12 protein-coding genes and 2 pseudogenes are annotated in these 16,025 nt (G+C 70.5%); 6 read left to right on the top strand and 8 right to left on the bottom strand.

The window, feature by feature from the left end; all coding sequences use genetic code 11:
- Window positions 1–9: 9 nt before the first annotated feature.
- Together AB0M29_RS41660 and AB0M29_RS41655 are read right to left on the bottom strand one after the other, a co-directional pair.
- Window positions 10–963: pseudogene (locus AB0M29_RS41660) on the bottom strand (chitinase); the annotation flags it as partial.
- Between the two features lie 195 nt (window positions 964–1,158).
- Window positions 1,159–1,491, bottom strand: a pseudogene (locus tag AB0M29_RS41655) (carbohydrate binding domain-containing protein); the annotation flags it as partial.
- Between the two features lie 511 nt (window positions 1,492–2,002).
- Between AB0M29_RS41655 and AB0M29_RS41650 the strand changes: the two are divergent.
- Window positions 2,003–2,416, top strand: coding sequence for a hypothetical protein (locus AB0M29_RS41650; RefSeq protein WP_365392209.1), 414 nt, complete (start codon window positions 2,003–2,005; stop codon window positions 2,414–2,416).
- A 74-nt stretch (window positions 2,417–2,490) separates the two neighbouring features.
- On the opposite strand, the gene AB0M29_RS41645 is transcribed toward AB0M29_RS41650, so the two are convergent.
- The 5 genes from AB0M29_RS41645 to AB0M29_RS41625 form a co-directional block, all read right to left on the bottom strand.
- Window positions 2,491–3,705, bottom strand: a complete 1,215-nt coding sequence (locus AB0M29_RS41645) for an NAD(P)/FAD-dependent oxidoreductase (RefSeq protein ID WP_365392207.1) — start codon at window positions 3,703–3,705, stop codon at window positions 2,491–2,493.
- 59 nt (window positions 3,706–3,764) lie between these two features.
- A complete protein-coding gene (locus tag AB0M29_RS41640; RefSeq protein ID WP_365392205.1) occupies window positions 3,765–6,986 on the bottom strand; it encodes a discoidin domain-containing protein in 3,222 nt (1,073 codons plus the stop codon).
- Window positions 6,987–7,150: 164 nt separating this feature from the next.
- On the bottom strand, window positions 7,151–8,017 hold the full coding sequence (locus AB0M29_RS41635) for a TIGR02452 family protein (RefSeq protein ID WP_365392203.1): 867 nt from the start codon (window positions 8,015–8,017) through the stop codon (window positions 7,151–7,153).
- A 97-nt stretch (window positions 8,018–8,114) separates the two neighbouring features.
- Entirely contained in the window at window positions 8,115–9,197 is a 1,083-nt protein-coding gene (locus AB0M29_RS41630; RefSeq protein ID WP_365392202.1) for a HAMP domain-containing sensor histidine kinase, read from the bottom strand.
- The gene (locus AB0M29_RS41625) at window positions 9,190–9,909 is read right to left on the bottom strand and encodes a response regulator transcription factor (protein ID WP_365392200.1); all 720 of its coding nucleotides are present in this window, start codon (window positions 9,907–9,909) and stop codon (window positions 9,190–9,192) included. Before AB0M29_RS41625 ends, AB0M29_RS41630 begins: the two co-directional genes overlap by 8 nt.
- A 155-nt stretch (window positions 9,910–10,064) precedes the next feature.
- Between AB0M29_RS41625 and AB0M29_RS41620 the strand changes: the two genes are divergently transcribed.
- The gene (locus AB0M29_RS41620) at window positions 10,065–11,177 is read left to right on the top strand and encodes a peptidoglycan bridge formation glycyltransferase FemA/FemB family protein (protein WP_365392212.1); all 1,113 of its coding nucleotides are present in this window, start codon (window positions 10,065–10,067) and stop codon (window positions 11,175–11,177) included.
- Here the strand turns inward: AB0M29_RS41620 and murF are convergent.
- Window positions 11,153–12,550, bottom strand: a complete 1,398-nt coding sequence (gene murF, locus AB0M29_RS41615; protein WP_365392198.1) for a UDP-N-acetylmuramoyl-tripeptide--D-alanyl-D-alanine ligase — start codon at window positions 12,548–12,550, stop codon at window positions 11,153–11,155. The genes AB0M29_RS41620 and murF overlap by 25 nt on opposite strands.
- 287 nt (window positions 12,551–12,837) lie before the next feature.
- On the opposite strand from murF, the gene AB0M29_RS41610 reads away from it, so the two are divergent.
- The 4 genes from AB0M29_RS41610 (at window position 12,838) to AB0M29_RS41595 (ending at window position 15,970) form a co-directional block, all read left to right on the top strand.
- Window positions 12,838–13,821: a D-isomer specific 2-hydroxyacid dehydrogenase family protein gene (locus tag AB0M29_RS41610; RefSeq protein WP_365392196.1), complete on the top strand. Its 984-nt coding sequence runs from the start codon at window positions 12,838–12,840 to the stop codon at window positions 13,819–13,821.
- On the top strand, window positions 13,814–14,854 hold the full coding sequence (gene vanA-Sc / locus AB0M29_RS41605; protein WP_365392194.1) for a D-alanine--(R)-lactate ligase VanA-Sc: 1,041 nt from the start codon (window positions 13,814–13,816) through the stop codon (window positions 14,852–14,854). The genes AB0M29_RS41610 and vanA-Sc overlap by 8 nt, the downstream gene beginning before the upstream one ends.
- A complete protein-coding gene (vanX, locus tag AB0M29_RS41600) occupies window positions 14,851–15,459 on the top strand; it encodes a D-Ala-D-Ala dipeptidase VanX (protein ID WP_365392192.1) in 609 nt (202 codons plus the stop codon). Before vanA-Sc ends, vanX begins: the two co-directional genes overlap by 4 nt.
- Window positions 15,460–15,676: 217 nt before the next feature.
- Window positions 15,677–15,970: a hypothetical protein gene (locus tag AB0M29_RS41595; protein WP_365392190.1), complete on the top strand. Its 294-nt coding sequence runs from the start codon at window positions 15,677–15,679 to the stop codon at window positions 15,968–15,970.
- Window positions 15,971–16,025 lie beyond the last annotated feature (55 nt).

Raw genomic sequence — 16,025 nt, 5'->3', positions numbered from 1 at the left:
CGCGGGATGTCAGCGGCCCTGGAGGGATCTGACGTTGTCGCCGAAGGTCCAGCTCTTGGAGCCGTCCCAGTTGAGGGACCAGGTCATGAGGCCCTTCAGGGAACCGCTGAAGGCGTTCCACGACTGGCTGACCAGGCTGGGGGCCATGTAGCCGCCGCCGGCGCCGGGCTGGGCGGGCAGTCCCGGCACCTGCTTGTCGTAGGGCACCTTGACGGTGGTTCCCTGGATGGTCAGTCCGTTGTTGAGGCAGGTGGTCTGGGTGGTGAAGCCGGTGACCGTACCGGCCTGGTAGGAGTCACCGGAGCAGCCGTACATGCTGCCGTTGTAGTACTGCATGTTCAGCCACCACAGGCGGCCGTTGTCCGCGTACTTCTTCACGATCGGCAGGTAGGCACCCCAGATGGAGCCGTAGGTGACGCTGCCGCCGGTGACGTAGGCCGTCTCGGGGGCCATGGTCAGGCCGAAGCCCGCGGGCATCTGGGAGAGGACGCCGTCGATGATGCGTTCCAGGTTGGCCTGCGAGGTCGAGAGGGTGTTGATGTTGCCGCTGCCCGTCAGGCCGGTCTCGATGTCGATGTCGATGCCGTCGAAGTTGTACGCCTTGAGGATCGGCACGACGGTGGCCACGAAGCGGTCGGCGACCGCGCTGGAGCTGAGGTCGATGCCCGCGGCCGCGCCGCCGATGGACATCAGGATGGTGGCGCCCGCCGCCTTGGCCTGGCACATCTCGGCCGGGGTGGCGACCTTCACGCCCGCGTCCATGCCGTCCTGCCACTCGACGGTGCCGTCGGAGAGGATGACGGGGAAGGCGGCGTTGATGACGTTGTAGCCGTGCTGGGCGATCCGGCTGTCGGTGATCGGGATCCAGCCCATGCCGGGGTGGACGCCGTTGGCGGCGCCGTCCCAGTTCTCCCAGTAGCCCTGGAGGACCTTGCCCGACGGGCGGGGCTTCGTGGCGCAGGTGGTGCCGCCCGGCGGGGTGGTGGTGGGCGGCGTGCTGGTGGGGGGTGTGGTGGTCGGTGGCGTGCTGGTCGGCGGCGTGGTCGGGGTGGTGGGCGGCGTCGTCGTCGGGGTGGTGGGCGGTGTGGTGCTGCCGCCGGGGCCGCTGAGCGAGACGTCGTCCGCGTAGTACGTGGGCTGCCCGTACCAGCCGTGCAGGTAGACGGTCACCGAGGTGGTGTTCGCGCCGGTGGTGAAGCTGACGCTGAGCTGGGTGTACGACGAGGTGCCCGGCGTCCAGGTGGACGGGTCACTGGCGGCGCCGGTGCCGGTGGCGCCGAGGTAGACGTAGCTGCCCTGGACGTACGCGCTCAGCGTGTACGGGGAGTTGGGCTGCACGCTGATCGTCTGGGTGCACTGGGCGTCGTCCTGCCCGGCCGGTGTGGCCTTGAGCGCGGAGGCGCCGGAGTGCACGGGGCTGCTGACGGCCGCGCCGGAACCGCCGGAGCAGGACCAGTTGGACAGCCCGCTCTCGAAACCTGGGTTGGCCACCAGGTTGGTGGTCGCGGCCCCGGCCGCGCCGGAGCCGACGAGGGCGACGGCGGTGCCGACGACGGCTGCCGCGCTCACCCCGGCCAGGGCGCGCTTGACGACGGTTGCTCTGTGCTTGGCACGGCTCGTGTGACTCACGTGCGGTGCACCTTCCACGACTGCCTCCTGGGGGCAAGGAGTTCGGAGTGGCGCGTTCCCGTGTCGCCCATGACGTGGGCATGGCAAATGAAAGGCGGTGGGGCGCCCGGTTCTGGGTGAAGGGAAGAGTGGAGCGCTGTGCCCGTCGGGATCGTATGAGGGGCGGCAAGTGCCGTCAATAGGTCTGGACCAAAGGTGCGTGAGTGCGCGTCAGAACGGGCGGACCAGCGTGTTTCAGAACTGTGACGGTCGCCGGGCAACGACGGAAGCGTCCAGGCGGTCTCCCTGTGCGGAAGCCCGTCCGGCGGCTCAGGGGCCTGACCAGCCCTGTCCCGCTTGGCGGGGAACACAGCGATCGCAGAGGATACAGATCATGAGCATGGGTACGCGTCGTACGGCACTGCGGGGGATGGCCGTCGGCAGCGTGGCGGTGGCCGCGATCGGGCTGGGGGCCGCGGGAGCCTGGGCGAAGTCGGACATCTCGTTCTCGGCCGGGCCGCACACCGTGCGTTACGGGTCGGCCGTGCACCTGGTGGGGCAGGGGGAGGACGACAACTCCACCTACAACAGGTATTGCGTGCAGCAGCGCTCGGGTAACGGCGGCTGGGTGACGCTGCGGTGCTCGCGCGGCGGCTACAACGCCGGCGGCAGCCTCAACTTCTCGGTGCGCCCGTCCCACCGCGGCCAGGTGCAGTTCCGCGGCATCATCACCGAGGCGCCCTCCAAGACGTCCCGGCACACCTCGATACACCTGGCCTCCGCGATCAAGAGGGTCCTGGTGAGCTGACCTGGCCTCTCCACCCCGCCGCCCCGGTCGTCACGTCCGGCAGGGGCGGCGGTTCGGGTGCGCGTAGGGCCGCGTCAAGCATGGACCGGACTGCTGACCTTGTCGTCCCAGGCGATCCTGTAGTCGAACATCCAGGCGCTCTTCTCGGGCTTGACGAGCTTGGCGAAGACGCGCAGGGCCAGGCCGTTGACCGTACGTGCGATCGGGCCCGCGGTCTTGTCGCTGTTCTTGCGGGTGGTCTCCTTGATGATGCGTTCGACGCGGGGGCGGCGCAGTGCTTCGTACGCCTGGAACGCCTCGTCGTACGGCAGGTCGCGCAGGCAGCGGGCCAGCTCGATCGCGCTCTCGATGGCGAGCGAGGCGCCCTGGCCGGAGCTCGACGACGGCGCGTGCACGGCGTCGCCCACCAGGACCATCCGGCCCTTGCTCCAGGACGGCACCCGGGCGGGCATGTTCTCCATCGAGCCGATGACGAGCAGGTCGTCCGGGTCGGTGCGCGCGATCAGGTCGCGGGCGGGCGTACGGTCGTCCGCGAAGGTGGCGGCGAGCGTGCTCAGCCACTCGGCCGGGGGTGTCTTCCGGGCTTCGGCCGCCGTCATCGGCTCGGGGTGCGGCACGTTCACGAACCACACCGCGTCCTCGGCGTCGAAGACCTGGTAGCCGAAGAAGCCGCGCTTGCCGAAGCTCATGTTCATCTTGCCCCCGGTCTGCGGCACCTCGGGGTCGCGCACCCGGGCTCCGAAGCTGATCAGGCCGGCGTGCCCGGGGCCGGGGGCGTCCGCGTCGATGAGCGAGCGGACGGTGGAGCGTATGCCGTCGGCGCCGATCAGGACGTCGGCGGTGGCGTGCGAACCGTCCTCGAAGTACGCGGTGACGCCGTGCTCGTCCTCCTCGGCGCGGACGATCCGCTTGCCGTACTCGGTACGGATGCCCCGGTCGGCCGCCTCGCCGTAGATCGCCTGGTAGAGGTCGGTGCGCCAGAAGAACTGCATGGGCGCGATGCCGGGCGGGTTGCCGAACTCGGCCAGCCGCCGCCCGGCCCAGTCCTGCAGCACGATGCCGGTCATCGGCAGTCCGGCGGAGCGGATCGACCTGGCCGCCCCGATCACGTCGAGGGCGTCCAGGCCGTTCGGAGCGAGGCTCAGCCCGGCGCCGACGCCTTCGGCCGACCGCGGATAGGCCTCGTAGATGGTGGCCTCGATGCCCGCCTTCTGCAGGGCCATGGCCAGTACGGGTCCGGCGATGCCGCCGCCGATCACGAGGGCGGTGCCGCAGCTCTGGTTCGTCATGCGGTGATAGTCGCAATGAAACTAGTCCCGTGTCAACTAGTGTAGGTGTGGCGGGCCGGTCAGGAGACCTCCAGTTCCCCGAGCTGCAGGTAGTACGTGCCCGTCTGGTCGGTGCTCAGCTTCGTCCCCGTGATCCGCACATAGCGGGCGGTCGTCGCGGCGAAGCCGAACGTCTGAGCCGTGGCGTCCGGTGGGGCGTACCCGGTCCGCGATGCGACCGTCGTCCAGGTGACGCCGTCCGGCGAGGTCTGGACGGCGAAGTCCACCGGGAATCCGCGGCCGGTGTTGGTCCCGTCGGTGCGCGGCCAGAGCGCCACCTGCGAAACGCGGCTCGGGCCGCCGAGATCGACCTGGGCCCACTCGGTGTGCTGGGTGCTCGCGCCCGCGCTGCTGTAGCCCATCGAGTACCAGAGATTCGACAGGTGCACACCGTCGGTCAGGTCGGAGCGCAGCCAGCTCTCGTTCGGGTACTCCACCGAACTGGACGCGCTGACGGTACGGCCGAGAGCGAGGTCGCCTCCTGTCGCCTCCAACTCCGCCAACTGCATGTGGTAGTTGCCGAAGGAGTCCGTGCGCAGACGCGTGCCGGTCACCCGCACATAGCGCGCCGAGGTGGTGGCGAACGGGAACGTCTGGGCACCGCTCGGCTTCGGGTAGCCGGTCCGGTCGGCCACCGTCGTCCAGGTTGTGCCGTCGGCCGAGACCTGGATGGTGAAGTCAGTGGGGAACCCGTTGCCCGCGTTGCCGCTGTCGTCGCGCGGATAGAGGTCGACGCGGCTCAGCGGCTTCACCGAGCCGAGGTCGGCCTGCACCCACTCGGTGTGGTCGGTCGCGAGTGAGCTTCCGCTGCTCCATCCCAGCGCGCCGGGGACCGAACCGCGCCGCCCGTCGGCCAGCGCGTCCTTGCCCCAGCCGTCCGCGTCGTACGAGCTGGACGCCGTGATCGTCGCGCCCTCCGCGGCGTTCGCCATCGGGTTGATCCGCACGTTGTCGAAGACCGCGCTCGCGCCGCCCGTCACCAGCGCGATGTCGCCCACGCCGTAGGCGCTGTCGTCGACGGTCAGCGCCGGTGACTGCGAGGTGCCGGAGTAGACGCTGAGTCTGCCGCCCTTGGCGACCACCCGCAGATGTGTGGTCTGGCCGGCGACGTAACCGGGGACGGTCGCGGAGCCCAGGGTGGTGCCGCCGCGATAGACGAAGAGCTGGCCGTTGTCGCGCTGGGCGATGAGATAGCCGGTGTCCATGTCGCTGCCGTTCATCGAACGGACCATCAGGCCCGCCCAGTTGCCGGAGCCGCCGTCGGCGGCGGTGCCGGTGATCCGCAGATCGACGGAGGCGGCGACGTCGCCGTACGCCCGGCCCTCGACGGCCGAGGTGTCACCCCACTCGGCGGCGGTCGAGGACTGCGTGTAGCTGCCACCGCTGACCGACCAACTGCCCTTGCTGTGGCGCCAGTTGTGCTCGTCGCCCGAGGTGGTGAAGTCATCGGTGAAGGGGAAGGACGCGTCGGGGCCGCCGGCCGCGATCTCGTCGAGCAGCTGCTTGTGCCGCTGGACGACGTCCGTGCCCGAGGTGTCGAAGTGCGTCAGGTCGGTGATCATCGTCTCGGCGAGCGCGTGCGCGGCGACCGGCTTCGTCCTGGCGAGGATGTTCAGCAACTCGTAGTCCTGCAGCCCGCTGAGCTGGGACTCGCTGCGCAGGCTGTCGTAGATGCCGTACGCGGCCTTGTTCGGGCGGACCAGCCAGGCGTCGCCGCTCTGCGAGCCGTTGAAGGTGTCGGCCGCCTGCCAGGTGCCGTTGACGTTGTTGACCCAGTAGTTCCATCCCCAGTGCAGATAGCCGTCGGCGGCGGTCTTGAACGCCAGCCAGGGCAGCAGCCGGGTCGCGTCGAGGTGGTTCGATATGAAACGGTTCATGTAGTCGCCCTGCGGAATGATGCAGGTGTAGAACCACAGGTCTTTGCCCGCCAGCCGCTGGCTCTGGTACCAGGCCGGGTGCGCGTCGTAGTCGCTCGTCACCGGTGTCTGCGTGGTCAGGTCCGCCGCGTTGCCGGTGAACAGCGAGTTGTGCGCCTCATTGGTGAGCGGGTGGGGGAAGGAGCTCTTGTACGTGTCGTACAGCCAGTTGGACGCGTCCGACTGCGCCTGGGTGGACGGCTCGTCCAGGGCGCTCATGTAGAACCGGTCGGTCCAGCCCTTGGCGTCCAGGTGCGCCTTGAGCGCGGGGAAGAGCGTGCGCAGATACGCGTTGGTGTCGGGACAGGAGCCCGCGGCCGCCGAGTTGGGCTTGCACAGCACCCGCTTCACGGCGCCGCTCGTGCCGTTCGCGGCCACCAGGGTTTCCAGGCCGGGGGAGTTGCCGTCCGGATTCCCCTCCAGCAGTGTCGGCGTGTAGAGGTACTGCATCGCGCCCGCGTCCACGAAGAGCTGCACGAAGCGGTCGAAGTCCGACCAGTCGAAGTGGTAGGCGCCGCTCGCGTCGATCGTGGTGCCGGGGATGAGCAGCGCCTGGAAGTCGGCGTAGACGACGTTGTTGCGGTGCGCGGCCATGTCGGTGGCGATGTTGCCGATGACCTTCCACCAGTTCGCGTCGTACATCTGCACCCCGTACTGCAGCGGGATGGCCTGCACGGTGCCGGTGTAGTCCCAACCCGCCGACGTGAACCAGTTGTTCATCTTGAACGACGACTGGTCGGTGGGCGGGATCGTGGCGCTGTAGACCGTGACGGACACCGGCACCGTCACGTTCCCCGCGCTGGTGTTCACGACGGCGCTGCCACTGTACGTGCCCGGTGCCTGCCCGTCCGGCACGTGGACCTGGTAGTAGTACGCGAGCGTGGTGTTCGCGCCCGCGCTCTGCGGGGCGTTGTCCATGAGCGCGTCGTAGTAGGCGCTGCCGCCGTCCGGCGGGTTCTCGACGGTGTTGGCGGAGCCGATCTTCTGGACGCTCGGGTGGTTGTACTCGCGGCGCACCGAGATGTCGCCCGCCGGGATAGCGGCGCCGCCCGGGCCCGCCAGGGCGCCGGTGGTGACGGAGGCGCCGCTGAGCGATCCGCCGGAGCGCACCAGGAGTTGGGCGGCCTCGTAGTCGTCGCGCGCCGCGTACAGCGAGACCGCGGTGGCGGCCCCGGCGGGCGGCGTGCTGGAGGTGAACGGCCGGTCGTCCGAGTCCTGCACCCACACGCTCGGACTCACGGCCGCCCGCGCGGGGAGAGCGGGCAGGGCGGCGCAGGCGAGCAGTGTGGTGACGAGCGTGCCGATCAGGCGGCGGGGGAGTGGCATGGAGCGCCTTCCGGTCGGGTGGCGCGGGGCAGGGGAGGGCGGCGCATTTGGTGCGTTTCGCGCTTGATACGTTTCAACCCGGAGGAGCGAAACCGACGATAGGACTGGACCACTAGACGGTCAAGACATCGCGCACAGGCGGCACACAGACGGCGCCACCGCGCTCACTGCCGGTCGGACACCCCCTCGCCGACCGGCCCGCCTGCCGGAGTGAACCGTTCCGCGAAGGCGGCGCGGTTGACGGAGCCGGGGGAGCGGTCCCAGACCGCGAAGACCACGCGCTCGAACGCCGCCGCGAGCGCACCGCCCGCGGTCAGGTGGGCGTGGAACGCCTCGGCCACCTCGCGCGGGTCGTTGCGGAACACCCCGCATCCCCAGGCGCCGAGGACCAGTTGCCGCGCGCCGTGGTGCGCGGCCACCGCCAGGACCCGCTCGGCGCGTTCCTTCAGGACGCGCGGGATGCGGCCGCGCGCATCCGGATCGCGGCGCAGCAGCTCCCCGGCGTTGGGCGCGGGTGAGGTCAGGAACGAGACGGGATACGGCTCGTCCAGCAGCCGGCCGTGGTCGTCGCGGTGCACGGGCACATCGGGGGACCAGATGACGCGGTGGCTGTAGAACAGGTCGGGGGAGTCACGGTGGGCGGCGTAGTAGTCGGGCGCCCGCAGCAGGCACGGATACAGCAGCGCGTTGCGGCAGAGGTCCTCCTCCTGGGCCTTGGCGCCACCGAGATAGCCGCCTCCCGGATTGCGTGCGGAGGCGAAGTTCAGTACGGCGATCCGTTCGGCCCCGGCGAGGTGCAGCCGCCGCGCGGCCCGGAGGCTGTCCTCGGCGGTCACCTCGAAGGACGTCCGGTGGCCTGGCGGCGTGCGAGGTACGCCGACGACGCTGTCCGGCCCGTAGCTCACCGTGCCCGTGACCGCGGCCGTCAGCGCCGTGCCCACCTCGACGACGGTGCCCTTGCCGGTGGTGTACCGGCCGTCGGCGGCGATCTGTTCGTTGAGGTCCGCGACACCGCGCAATCTGCTGCTCATGCGCCCGCATGCTAGGGCCGGTACGTCGCCCCGATCGAACGGTTTCCGCCCGCCGCGGTGCACGCCCATGGCGCGGCCGAGCGTTCCGGTGTCCGGATCACCTGCCGTTCTGCCCCGGAATGGCGGGCAGTTCCACGGCGATGCGGATGCCCCCGGCGGAGCGCGGGGTGAGGGTCAGCGTCCCGTCGTGTGCCCGGGTGATCGTCTTGGCGATGGCCAGGCCGAGACCGACGCCCGCGTGGTCGGTGTGCACACGCGCGGTGCCGCGCTGGAACGGTTCGGTGAGCGTCGAGACCAGTTGAGGGGAGAGCTTCGCGCCGGTGTTCTCGACGGTGAGGACCACACTGCGCTGGTGGACGCCCGTATGCACCCACACGGTGCCCTGCTCGGGCACATTGTGGACGATCGCATTGTGCACGAGGTTCATGGCCAGCTGTACGAGGAGGGCCGACGACCCGATAGTACGGGCGGTGTCCCCGCTGGCCTCCAGGGCGACGCCGTGCTTCTCCGCGAGCGGGAGCAGGGTCTCGGCGGCCTCTTCGGCCACGAGCGACAGGTCGACGGCTTCGCGGGTGGCGGGTCGCTGCTCGGCGCGGCTGAGCAGGAGCAGTGCCTCGGTGAGGTCGATCGCCCGGGTGTTGACGGCGTGCAGGCGGTCGATGACCTCGCCGGTGTCACACGTCGGATCGGTGCGGGCCACGTCGAGCAGGGTCTTCGAGATGGCCAGCGGCGTGCGCAGTTCGTGGGAGGCGTTGGCGGCGAACCGCTGCTGTTCCGCGACCTGTGCCTCCAGCCGCGCGAGCATCGTGTCGAAGGCGTCGGCGAGTTCGCGGAACTCGTCGCTGCGGCCCGGCAGCCGGATCCGGTGGGAGAGCGATCCCGCGGTGGCCGTGCGTGCCGCGTCGGTGATGCGGGTCAGCGGGGCGAGCATGCGGCCGGACAGGATCCACCCTCCCAGCAGACCGAAGGCCAGCAGGAACGCCAGTGCGACGACGGTGATGGGGCCGAACTCGCGCAGGACGGCGGTGCGCCACTCCACGATGATGACCAGACCGGGGTGCACGCTGTGCAGCAGGAACACCCACATGGCGGCGAGCATCGCGACGCCCGCGACCATGATGAACCCGGCGTAGCTGAGGGTGAGTTTGAGCCGGACACTCAGCCCGGGCGCCCTATGCACGCTCGCCGCCCTCGCGTCCCGTACCGGTTGCCGTACCGGTTGCCGTACCGGGTGCCGTGTCGATGCGGTAGCCGACGCCCGGCACGGTGGCGATGGCCCAGGGTTCGCCGAGGCGTTTGCGCAGTGCGGAGACGGTGATGCGGACGGCGTTGGTGAACGGGTCGGCGTTCTCGTCCCATGCCCGTTCCAGCAGCTCTTCGGCGCTGACGACACCGCCCTCTGCGGCGACGAGGACTTCGAGGACGGCGAACTGCTTGCGGGTGAGCGCGACATAGCGGTCGTCGCGGTAGACCTCCCTTCGGAACGGGTCCACCCGCAGCCCCGCGATCTCCCGTACGGGAGGCTTGTGGTGGGCGCGTCTGCGGTCGAGGGCCCTCAGCCGCAGGACGAGCTCCCGCATCTCGAACGGCTTGGTGAGGTAGTCGTCGGCGCCGAGTTCGAACCCGGTGGCCTTGTCGTCGAGACGGTCGGCCGCGGTGAGCATGAGGATGGGCATGCCGCTGCCCGAGGCGACCACCCGGCGGGCGACCTCGTCACCGGAGGGCCCGGGGATGTCGCGGTCGAGGACGGCGATGTCGTAGCTGTTGACGCTCAGCAGTTCCAGCGCGGTGTCGCCGTCACCGGCGATGTCGGCCGCGATCGCGGCCAGGCGCAGCCCGTCGCGGACGGCTTCTGCCAGATACGGTTCGTCCTCGACGATCAAGACACGCATGCTCCCAGGCTAGGAGCCGGTGCGTATGGTCGGCGTATCGAAAACCCCATACGTACCGGCAACACCACGGTGCCTTGGCTGGGGGCATGAGCCACAGCCACCCAGCACGCACACCGGACCTGCCCTTGTCCTCCCTCCTCTCCGGGGCGCCGGGCGTGCGGCCGACCGTCCGGCCGATCAGCGCCGCCGAGCACCTGGCGTTCGTGCTCGCGCAGCGGTCGGTGAGCTTCCTGCAGACCCCGGCGTGGGGCCGGGTCAAGACCGAATGGCGCAGCGAGTCGCTGGGCTGGTACGACGGCGGGCGGCTGGTCGGAGCCGGACTCGTACTGCACCGGCCGGTGCCCCGGCTCAAACGCTTCACCCTGGCCTATCTGCCCGAGGGCCCGGTCATCGACTGGACCGGCGACATCTCCGTATGGCTCGACCCGCTGGCGGCGTACCTCAAGGCGCACGGCGCGTTCGCGATCCGGCTCGGCCCGCCGGTCGCCACCCACGCCTGGAGCGCCGGCCAGGTCAAGGACGGCATCGCCGACCCGGGCGTCCGGCGGCTCACCGAGCTGCCGGGCCCGTGGACCGACCCGGTCGGCGCCCGGGTCACCAGCGGGCTGAGGGAGGCGGGCTGGCTGCCGCAGAGCCCCGAGGACGGCTTCGGGGTGGGGCATCCGCAGTTCAAGTACGAGATCCCGCTGACCGGAAGGACCGAGGACGACGTGCTGCGGGGCATGAACCAGCTCTGGCGCCGCAACATCAAGAAGGCGGCCAAGGAGGGAGTCGTCGTCACGGTCAGCGAGGACCTCAAGGCGTTCCACGACCTCTACGTCCACACCGCCGGGCGCGATCACTTCACGCCGCGCCCGGCGCACTACTTCGCGACCATGTTCGCCGCCCTGAGCGCTGAGGACCCCGAGCGGATCAGGCTCTACCTGGCCCACCACCAGGGCGACCTGGTCGCCGCCGCCGTCCTGGTCCGGGTCGGCGCCCACGCCTGGTACTCCTACGGCGCCTCGTCCACCGACAAGCGCGAGGTACGCGGCTCCAACGCCTGCCAGTGGGCGATGATCCGCGACTGCCTGGCGGCGGGCTGCGACGTCTACGACCTGCGCGGCATCACCCCCACCCTCGACGCGGACGACCCGCACGTCGGCCTGATCCAGTTCAAGGTCGGCACCGGCGGCCAGGCGGTCAGATACGTCGGCGAGTGGGACCTGCCGCTGCGGCCGATGGTCTACCGGAGCTTCGACCTCTACATGAAGCGCCGCGGGCGCTGAACGCGGGCCGCCTCCCGCGCGCCGCACTGAGCGAGCGCCGCGGCCACCTCGTCGAGGCGTGCCCCGCGTGACGCCTTGACGAGCACCACGTCACCGGCGGTGAGGCGGCGGGCGCGCAGCCAGTCGACGGCCGCGTCGTTGCCGGCCAGCACCAGCGCGCGGGCTCCCGCACCCTCGGCGATCGGCCGGGCGGCCTCGCCGACCGCGGCCACGACATCGGCCCGGGCGGCGGCGTACTCCCCGACGGCGCGGTGTTCGGCGGCGCTGCCGTCGCCGAGTTCGCGCATCTCGCCGAGCACGGCGATACGGCACCTGCCGTCGATCGCCGCCAGCGCGTCCAGGGCGGCGCGGGTGGAGTCGGGGTTGGCGTTGTAGGAGTCGTTGAGCAGGGTCGCGCCGCAGGCGAGGGTGCGGGGCTCCAGCCGCCACCGCGAGAGCGGAGCGGTGGCCAGCGCTGTCGCGGCCCGGCCCAGAGGGACGCCCGCGGCCAGCCCTGCCGCGGCGGCGGCCGACGCGTTGAGCGCCAGGTGGGCGCCCAGGTGCGGCAGCGTGACGGTCGCCGACGTGTCGGCGGTGCGCAGGGTGAAGGACGGCCGTCCGAGCCCGTCCAGTGTCAGGCCGAGCGGTCGTACGTCGGCCTGTCCGGTCCGGCCGAAGGTCAGCACCGGGCCGTCGGTGAGGGCGCGCATCGCGTTCACCCGGGGGTCGTCGGCGTTGAGGACGGCGGTGCCGTCCGGAGCCAGGCCCTGGACCAGTTCGCCCTTGGCCCGGGCGATGGCCGCGCGCGACCCGAACTCGCCGAGGTGAGCCTGCCCGACGTTCAGAACGACGGCGACATCGGGCGCGACCAGGCCGGCGAGGTGGGCGATGTCGCCGATGTGGCGGGCGCCCATCTCCAGGACGAGGAAGCGGGTGGCGGCCTCGGCGCGCAGCATCGTGAGCGGCACGCCGAGCTCGTTGTTGAGCGAGCCGACGGTGGCGACCGTGGGTGCGGTGCCCGACAGTACGGCCGCCAGCAGGTCCTTGGTGCCGGTCTTGCCCTGGGAGCCGGTCACCGCGACCACGGTCAGCCCGTCCCGCAGCCGGGCCACGACATGCGCGGCGACCGCCTGCAGCGCGGCCCGGGCGTCCTCGACGACGACCGTGGGCAGCGGTGTGGGCCGGGCGCCGAGCACAGCCACCGCACCTGCCTCGGCCGCCCGTCGGACGTAGTCATGGCCGTCGACGCGCTCGCCCGCGAAGGCGACGAAGAGGCCGCCCGGCCCGGCCTGCCCGCTGTCGAGCACGGCGGGCGCGGTCACCGTCACGGACGCGTCGCCCTCGACCCTCCCGCCGACGACCGCGGCGATCTCGCCGAGGCTGAGCGGGATCATGACCGTACGCCGCGGAAGTCGGCGGGCAGGCGCACGCCGCTACGGGAAAAACCGCCGGAAGCTGGCTCGCTGAATGTCATGCGGACAGTAGAAGCAGCGCGGTGTTGCCCGTACGTATGCGGGTTTCGATACACCGGCAATACGTATCGTCGGCATATCGAAACCCGCATACGCGGCGGCAACACCACGCCACTTTGAATGGCGGCATGCTCTCCAGTGAAGCAGCCAGAACAGCGCACCGCCGCACCCGGTCATCCGCGAACTCGACCCCGCCTTCAGCGACTTCCGTGACTTCTTCCGCCGGACCTAAGACGGGAATCACCGTCTACGGCTGCGGGCAGGACGAGGCCGCCCTGTTCCGGGAGTTGGCACCCCGCTTCGGTGTGGCGCTCACGCTCACGGAGGCGCCGGTGTCCGACGCCACGACCGAACTGGCCGTCGGGAACCGCTGCGTCAGCGTCAGCCACAAGACCCGCGTCGCGAACTCCGCCCTTCGCGCGCTCCGTCGGGCCGGGGTCACGTACATCTCCACGAGGAGTATCGGCTACAACCACATCGACGTGGAACACGCCGAGAGCCTCGGCATCCGTGTGGGGAACATCGCCTATTCGCCCGACAGCGTGGCCGATTACACGCTGATGCTGATGCTCATGGCGGTACGGCACGCGAAATCCACCGTCCGCCGCACGGACGCCCATGACTACCGGTTGCACGAAGTGCGCGGCAGAGAACTGCGCGACCTGACCGTCGGAGTGGTGGGAACAGGGCGCATCGGCACGGCGGTCGTGGACCGGCTGCGCGGCTTCGGCTGCCGCGTACTGGCCCACGACAACCGCCCCGGGACGGCCGCCGATCACGTTCCCCTCGACGAGCTGCTGCGGGCCGCCGACATCGTCACGCTCCACGCACCGCTCACCGCGCAGACGCACCATCTGCTCGACGCCCGGCGCCTGGCGCTGATGAAGCGGGGCGCGTTCCTCATCAACACCGGACGCGGTCCGCTGGTGGACACCGGGGCCCTCGTACTGGCGCTGGAGAGCGGCAGGTTGGGCGGCGCGGCACTGGACGTCCTCGAAGGGGAAGAGGGGATCTTCTACGCGGACCTTCGCGGCCGGCCCGTGGACAACACGCTCCTGGTGCGGCTGCAGGAGCTGCCGAACGTACTCATCAGCCCCCACACCGCGTACTACACCGACCACGCGTTGAGCGACACGGTCGAGAACTCCCTCATCAACTGCCTGACATTCGAAAGCGGGAACCAGCATGGCTAGGTCGAAGGTCGGAATCCTCTTCGGGGGCCGCTCGGAAGAGCACCCCGTGTCGGTCAAGTCCGCGCGCGAGGTCGCACGGAACCTCGACACCGAGAAGTACGAGCCGTTCTACGTCGGGATCACCAGGAGTGGCGAATGGCGGCTCTGCGACGGGCCCGACACGGACTGGGAGAACGGGGTGAGCCGTCCGGTGGTGCTGTCGCCGGACCGGAGCGTCCGCGGGCTGCTCGTACTGGAGCAGGGACGGTACGGAACGATCGACCTGGACGTCGTCTTCCCCGTTCTGCACGGCGCGTTCGGCGAGGACGGCGCGATACAGGGGCTGCTGGAGCTCTCCGGCATTCCGTACATCGGCTGCGGCATCGCGAGTTCGGCGCTGTGCATGGACAAGTCCCTCGCCTACACCGTCGCCAGGAGCGCGGGAGTCGCCACGCCGGACTTCTGGACCGTCGCGGCGGACGAGACCGCCGATCCCGACGCGTTCACGTATCCCGTCTTCGTGAAACCGGCCCGTTCGGGATCGTCCTTCGGCGTGAGCAAGGTGACGCGGAAAGAGGAACTGCGCGGTGCGGTGGAGTCCGCGCGGCGGTACGACGGGAAGGTGCTCATCGAGGCGGCCGTCGTCGGCAGCGAGATCGGATGCGCCATCCTGGGCGACGAACTGGACCTCGTCGCGGGCGAGGTGGACCGGATCGCCCTGTCGCACGGCTTCTTCAGGATCCATCAGGAGGACGATCCGGAGAGCGGTTCCGACAACTCCACCGCGATCGTGCCCGCGGACATCCCGGCCGCGTCGCGCGCGCTCGTCCAGGAGACGGCGAAGGCCGTGTACCGCGCACTGGGGTGCAAGGGGCTGGCGAGGGTGGACATGTTCCTCAAGGACGACGGGGCAGTGGTGCTCAACGAGGTCAACACCATGCCCGGGATGACGTCGTACAGCCGCTATCCGCGGATGATGGCCGCCGCGGGGCTGCCGCTCACCGAAGTCATCGACCGACTGGTGGCACTGGCGCTGACGGGGAAGAGCCGATGAGGGAGGACTTCGTCTTCGTGGACGAGCTGGTGCCCGGCATCCGCTGGGATGCCAAGTACGCCACCTGGGACAACTTCACCGGCAAGCCTGTCGACGGCTACCTGGTCAATCGCGTCGCCGGCACCCGGGCCCTGTGCGCGGCGCTCGAGAAGGCGCAGGAGAAGGCGGCGTCCCTCGGCTTCGGGCTGCTCCTGTGGGACGGCTACCGACCGCGGCGCGCGGTGGACAGCTTCCTGCGCTGGTCGCGGCAGCCGGAGGACGGTCGCACGAAGGCGCGGCACTACCCGAACATCGACAGGGCCGAGATGTTCGCCCAGGGGTACGTGGCCGCCAAGTCGGGCCACAGCCGGGGAAGTACGGTCGATCTGACGCTCTATCACCTGGCCACCGGTGAACTCGTGTCCATGGGCGGCGACCACGACCTGATGGACCCGGTCTCCCACCACGGCGCACAGGGGGTCGTGCACGCGGCGGCGGAGAACCGCAGGAGTCTGCGCTCCCTCATGGAGGACTGCGGCTTCCGCGCGTATCCCTGCGAGTGGTGGCACTACACACTGGACGGCGAGCCGTACCCGGACACCTACTTCGACTTTCCCGTCACCTGACCGGCAGATGAGACGGCGTGGCGGGCGGCGCCGGGGTTCTGCCAGCATGGGCGCCATGCAGCAGCAGCTGATTATCAGCGGTGGCGTGCCGGCACCGGGCCCCAGGGAGTAACCCCTCCCAGGCCCACCGCCCGCACGCAGACCTCTCGCACCTCGCGAGGGGTCTTTTCTGTTTCTCCGGCCGCACCACGGCTCCGCACGGACAGGACCACTTCCCATGGAACACGCCCGGCTCACCGCCACCTTCCACGCCGGAGGCGGCACGCTCGCCCGGCTGGCCGCCACGCTCACCCACCACCAGGTGCTGGACATCGTCTACACCACGAGCCCGCCCGACCGGGCGACGGCCGTCATCCGGGTGCCGCGGTCCGACGCCCCACGCGCGCTGGAGAAGCTGCGCAGGCTCGTCGAGACGCTCGACGTCACGGTGGACCCACCGCTGCCCGCCACCACCGCACCGCACGTCCCCGCCACCCGCCCCCGAGCGGTCGGCACCACGGCACGCGTGTGACCCTCCGGACCGCCGACGCGCGGCGCCGTCGTCACCGCGCGGTGTCGGGACGGCG

This window comes from Streptomyces sp. NPDC051976 (assembly GCF_040680795.1).
Classification (GTDB): domain Bacteria; phylum Actinomycetota; class Actinomycetes; order Streptomycetales; family Streptomycetaceae; genus Actinacidiphila.
This window is presented reverse-complemented; position numbering and strand designations above follow the sequence as displayed.

Bases quoted from the DNA above. Each gene is read 5' to 3' on its own strand.
- AB0M29_RS41650 (WP_365392209.1), top strand. From the start codon at position 2,003: ATGAGCATGGGTACGCGTCGTACGGCACTGCGGGGGATGGCCGTCGGC.
- AB0M29_RS41645 (WP_365392207.1), bottom strand. From the start codon at position 3,705: ATGACGAACCAGAGCTGCGGCACCGCCCTCGTGATCGGCGGCGGCATC.
- AB0M29_RS41640 (WP_365392205.1), bottom strand. From the start codon at position 6,986: ATGCCACTCCCCCGCCGCCTGATCGGCACGCTCGTCACCACACTGCTC.
- AB0M29_RS41635 (WP_365392203.1), bottom strand. From the start codon at position 8,017: ATGAGCAGCAGATTGCGCGGTGTCGCGGACCTCAACGAACAGATCGCC.
- AB0M29_RS41625 (WP_365392200.1), bottom strand. From the start codon at position 9,909: ATGCGTGTCTTGATCGTCGAGGACGAACCGTATCTGGCAGAAGCCGTC.
- murF (WP_365392198.1), bottom strand. From the start codon at position 12,550: ATGATCCCGCTCAGCCTCGGCGAGATCGCCGCGGTCGTCGGCGGGAGG.
- vanA-Sc (WP_365392194.1), top strand. From the start codon at position 13,814: ATGGCTAGGTCGAAGGTCGGAATCCTCTTCGGGGGCCGCTCGGAAGAG.
- vanX (WP_365392192.1), top strand. From the start codon at position 14,851: ATGAGGGAGGACTTCGTCTTCGTGGACGAGCTGGTGCCCGGCATCCGC.
- AB0M29_RS41595 (WP_365392190.1), top strand. From the start codon at position 15,677: ATGGAACACGCCCGGCTCACCGCCACCTTCCACGCCGGAGGCGGCACG.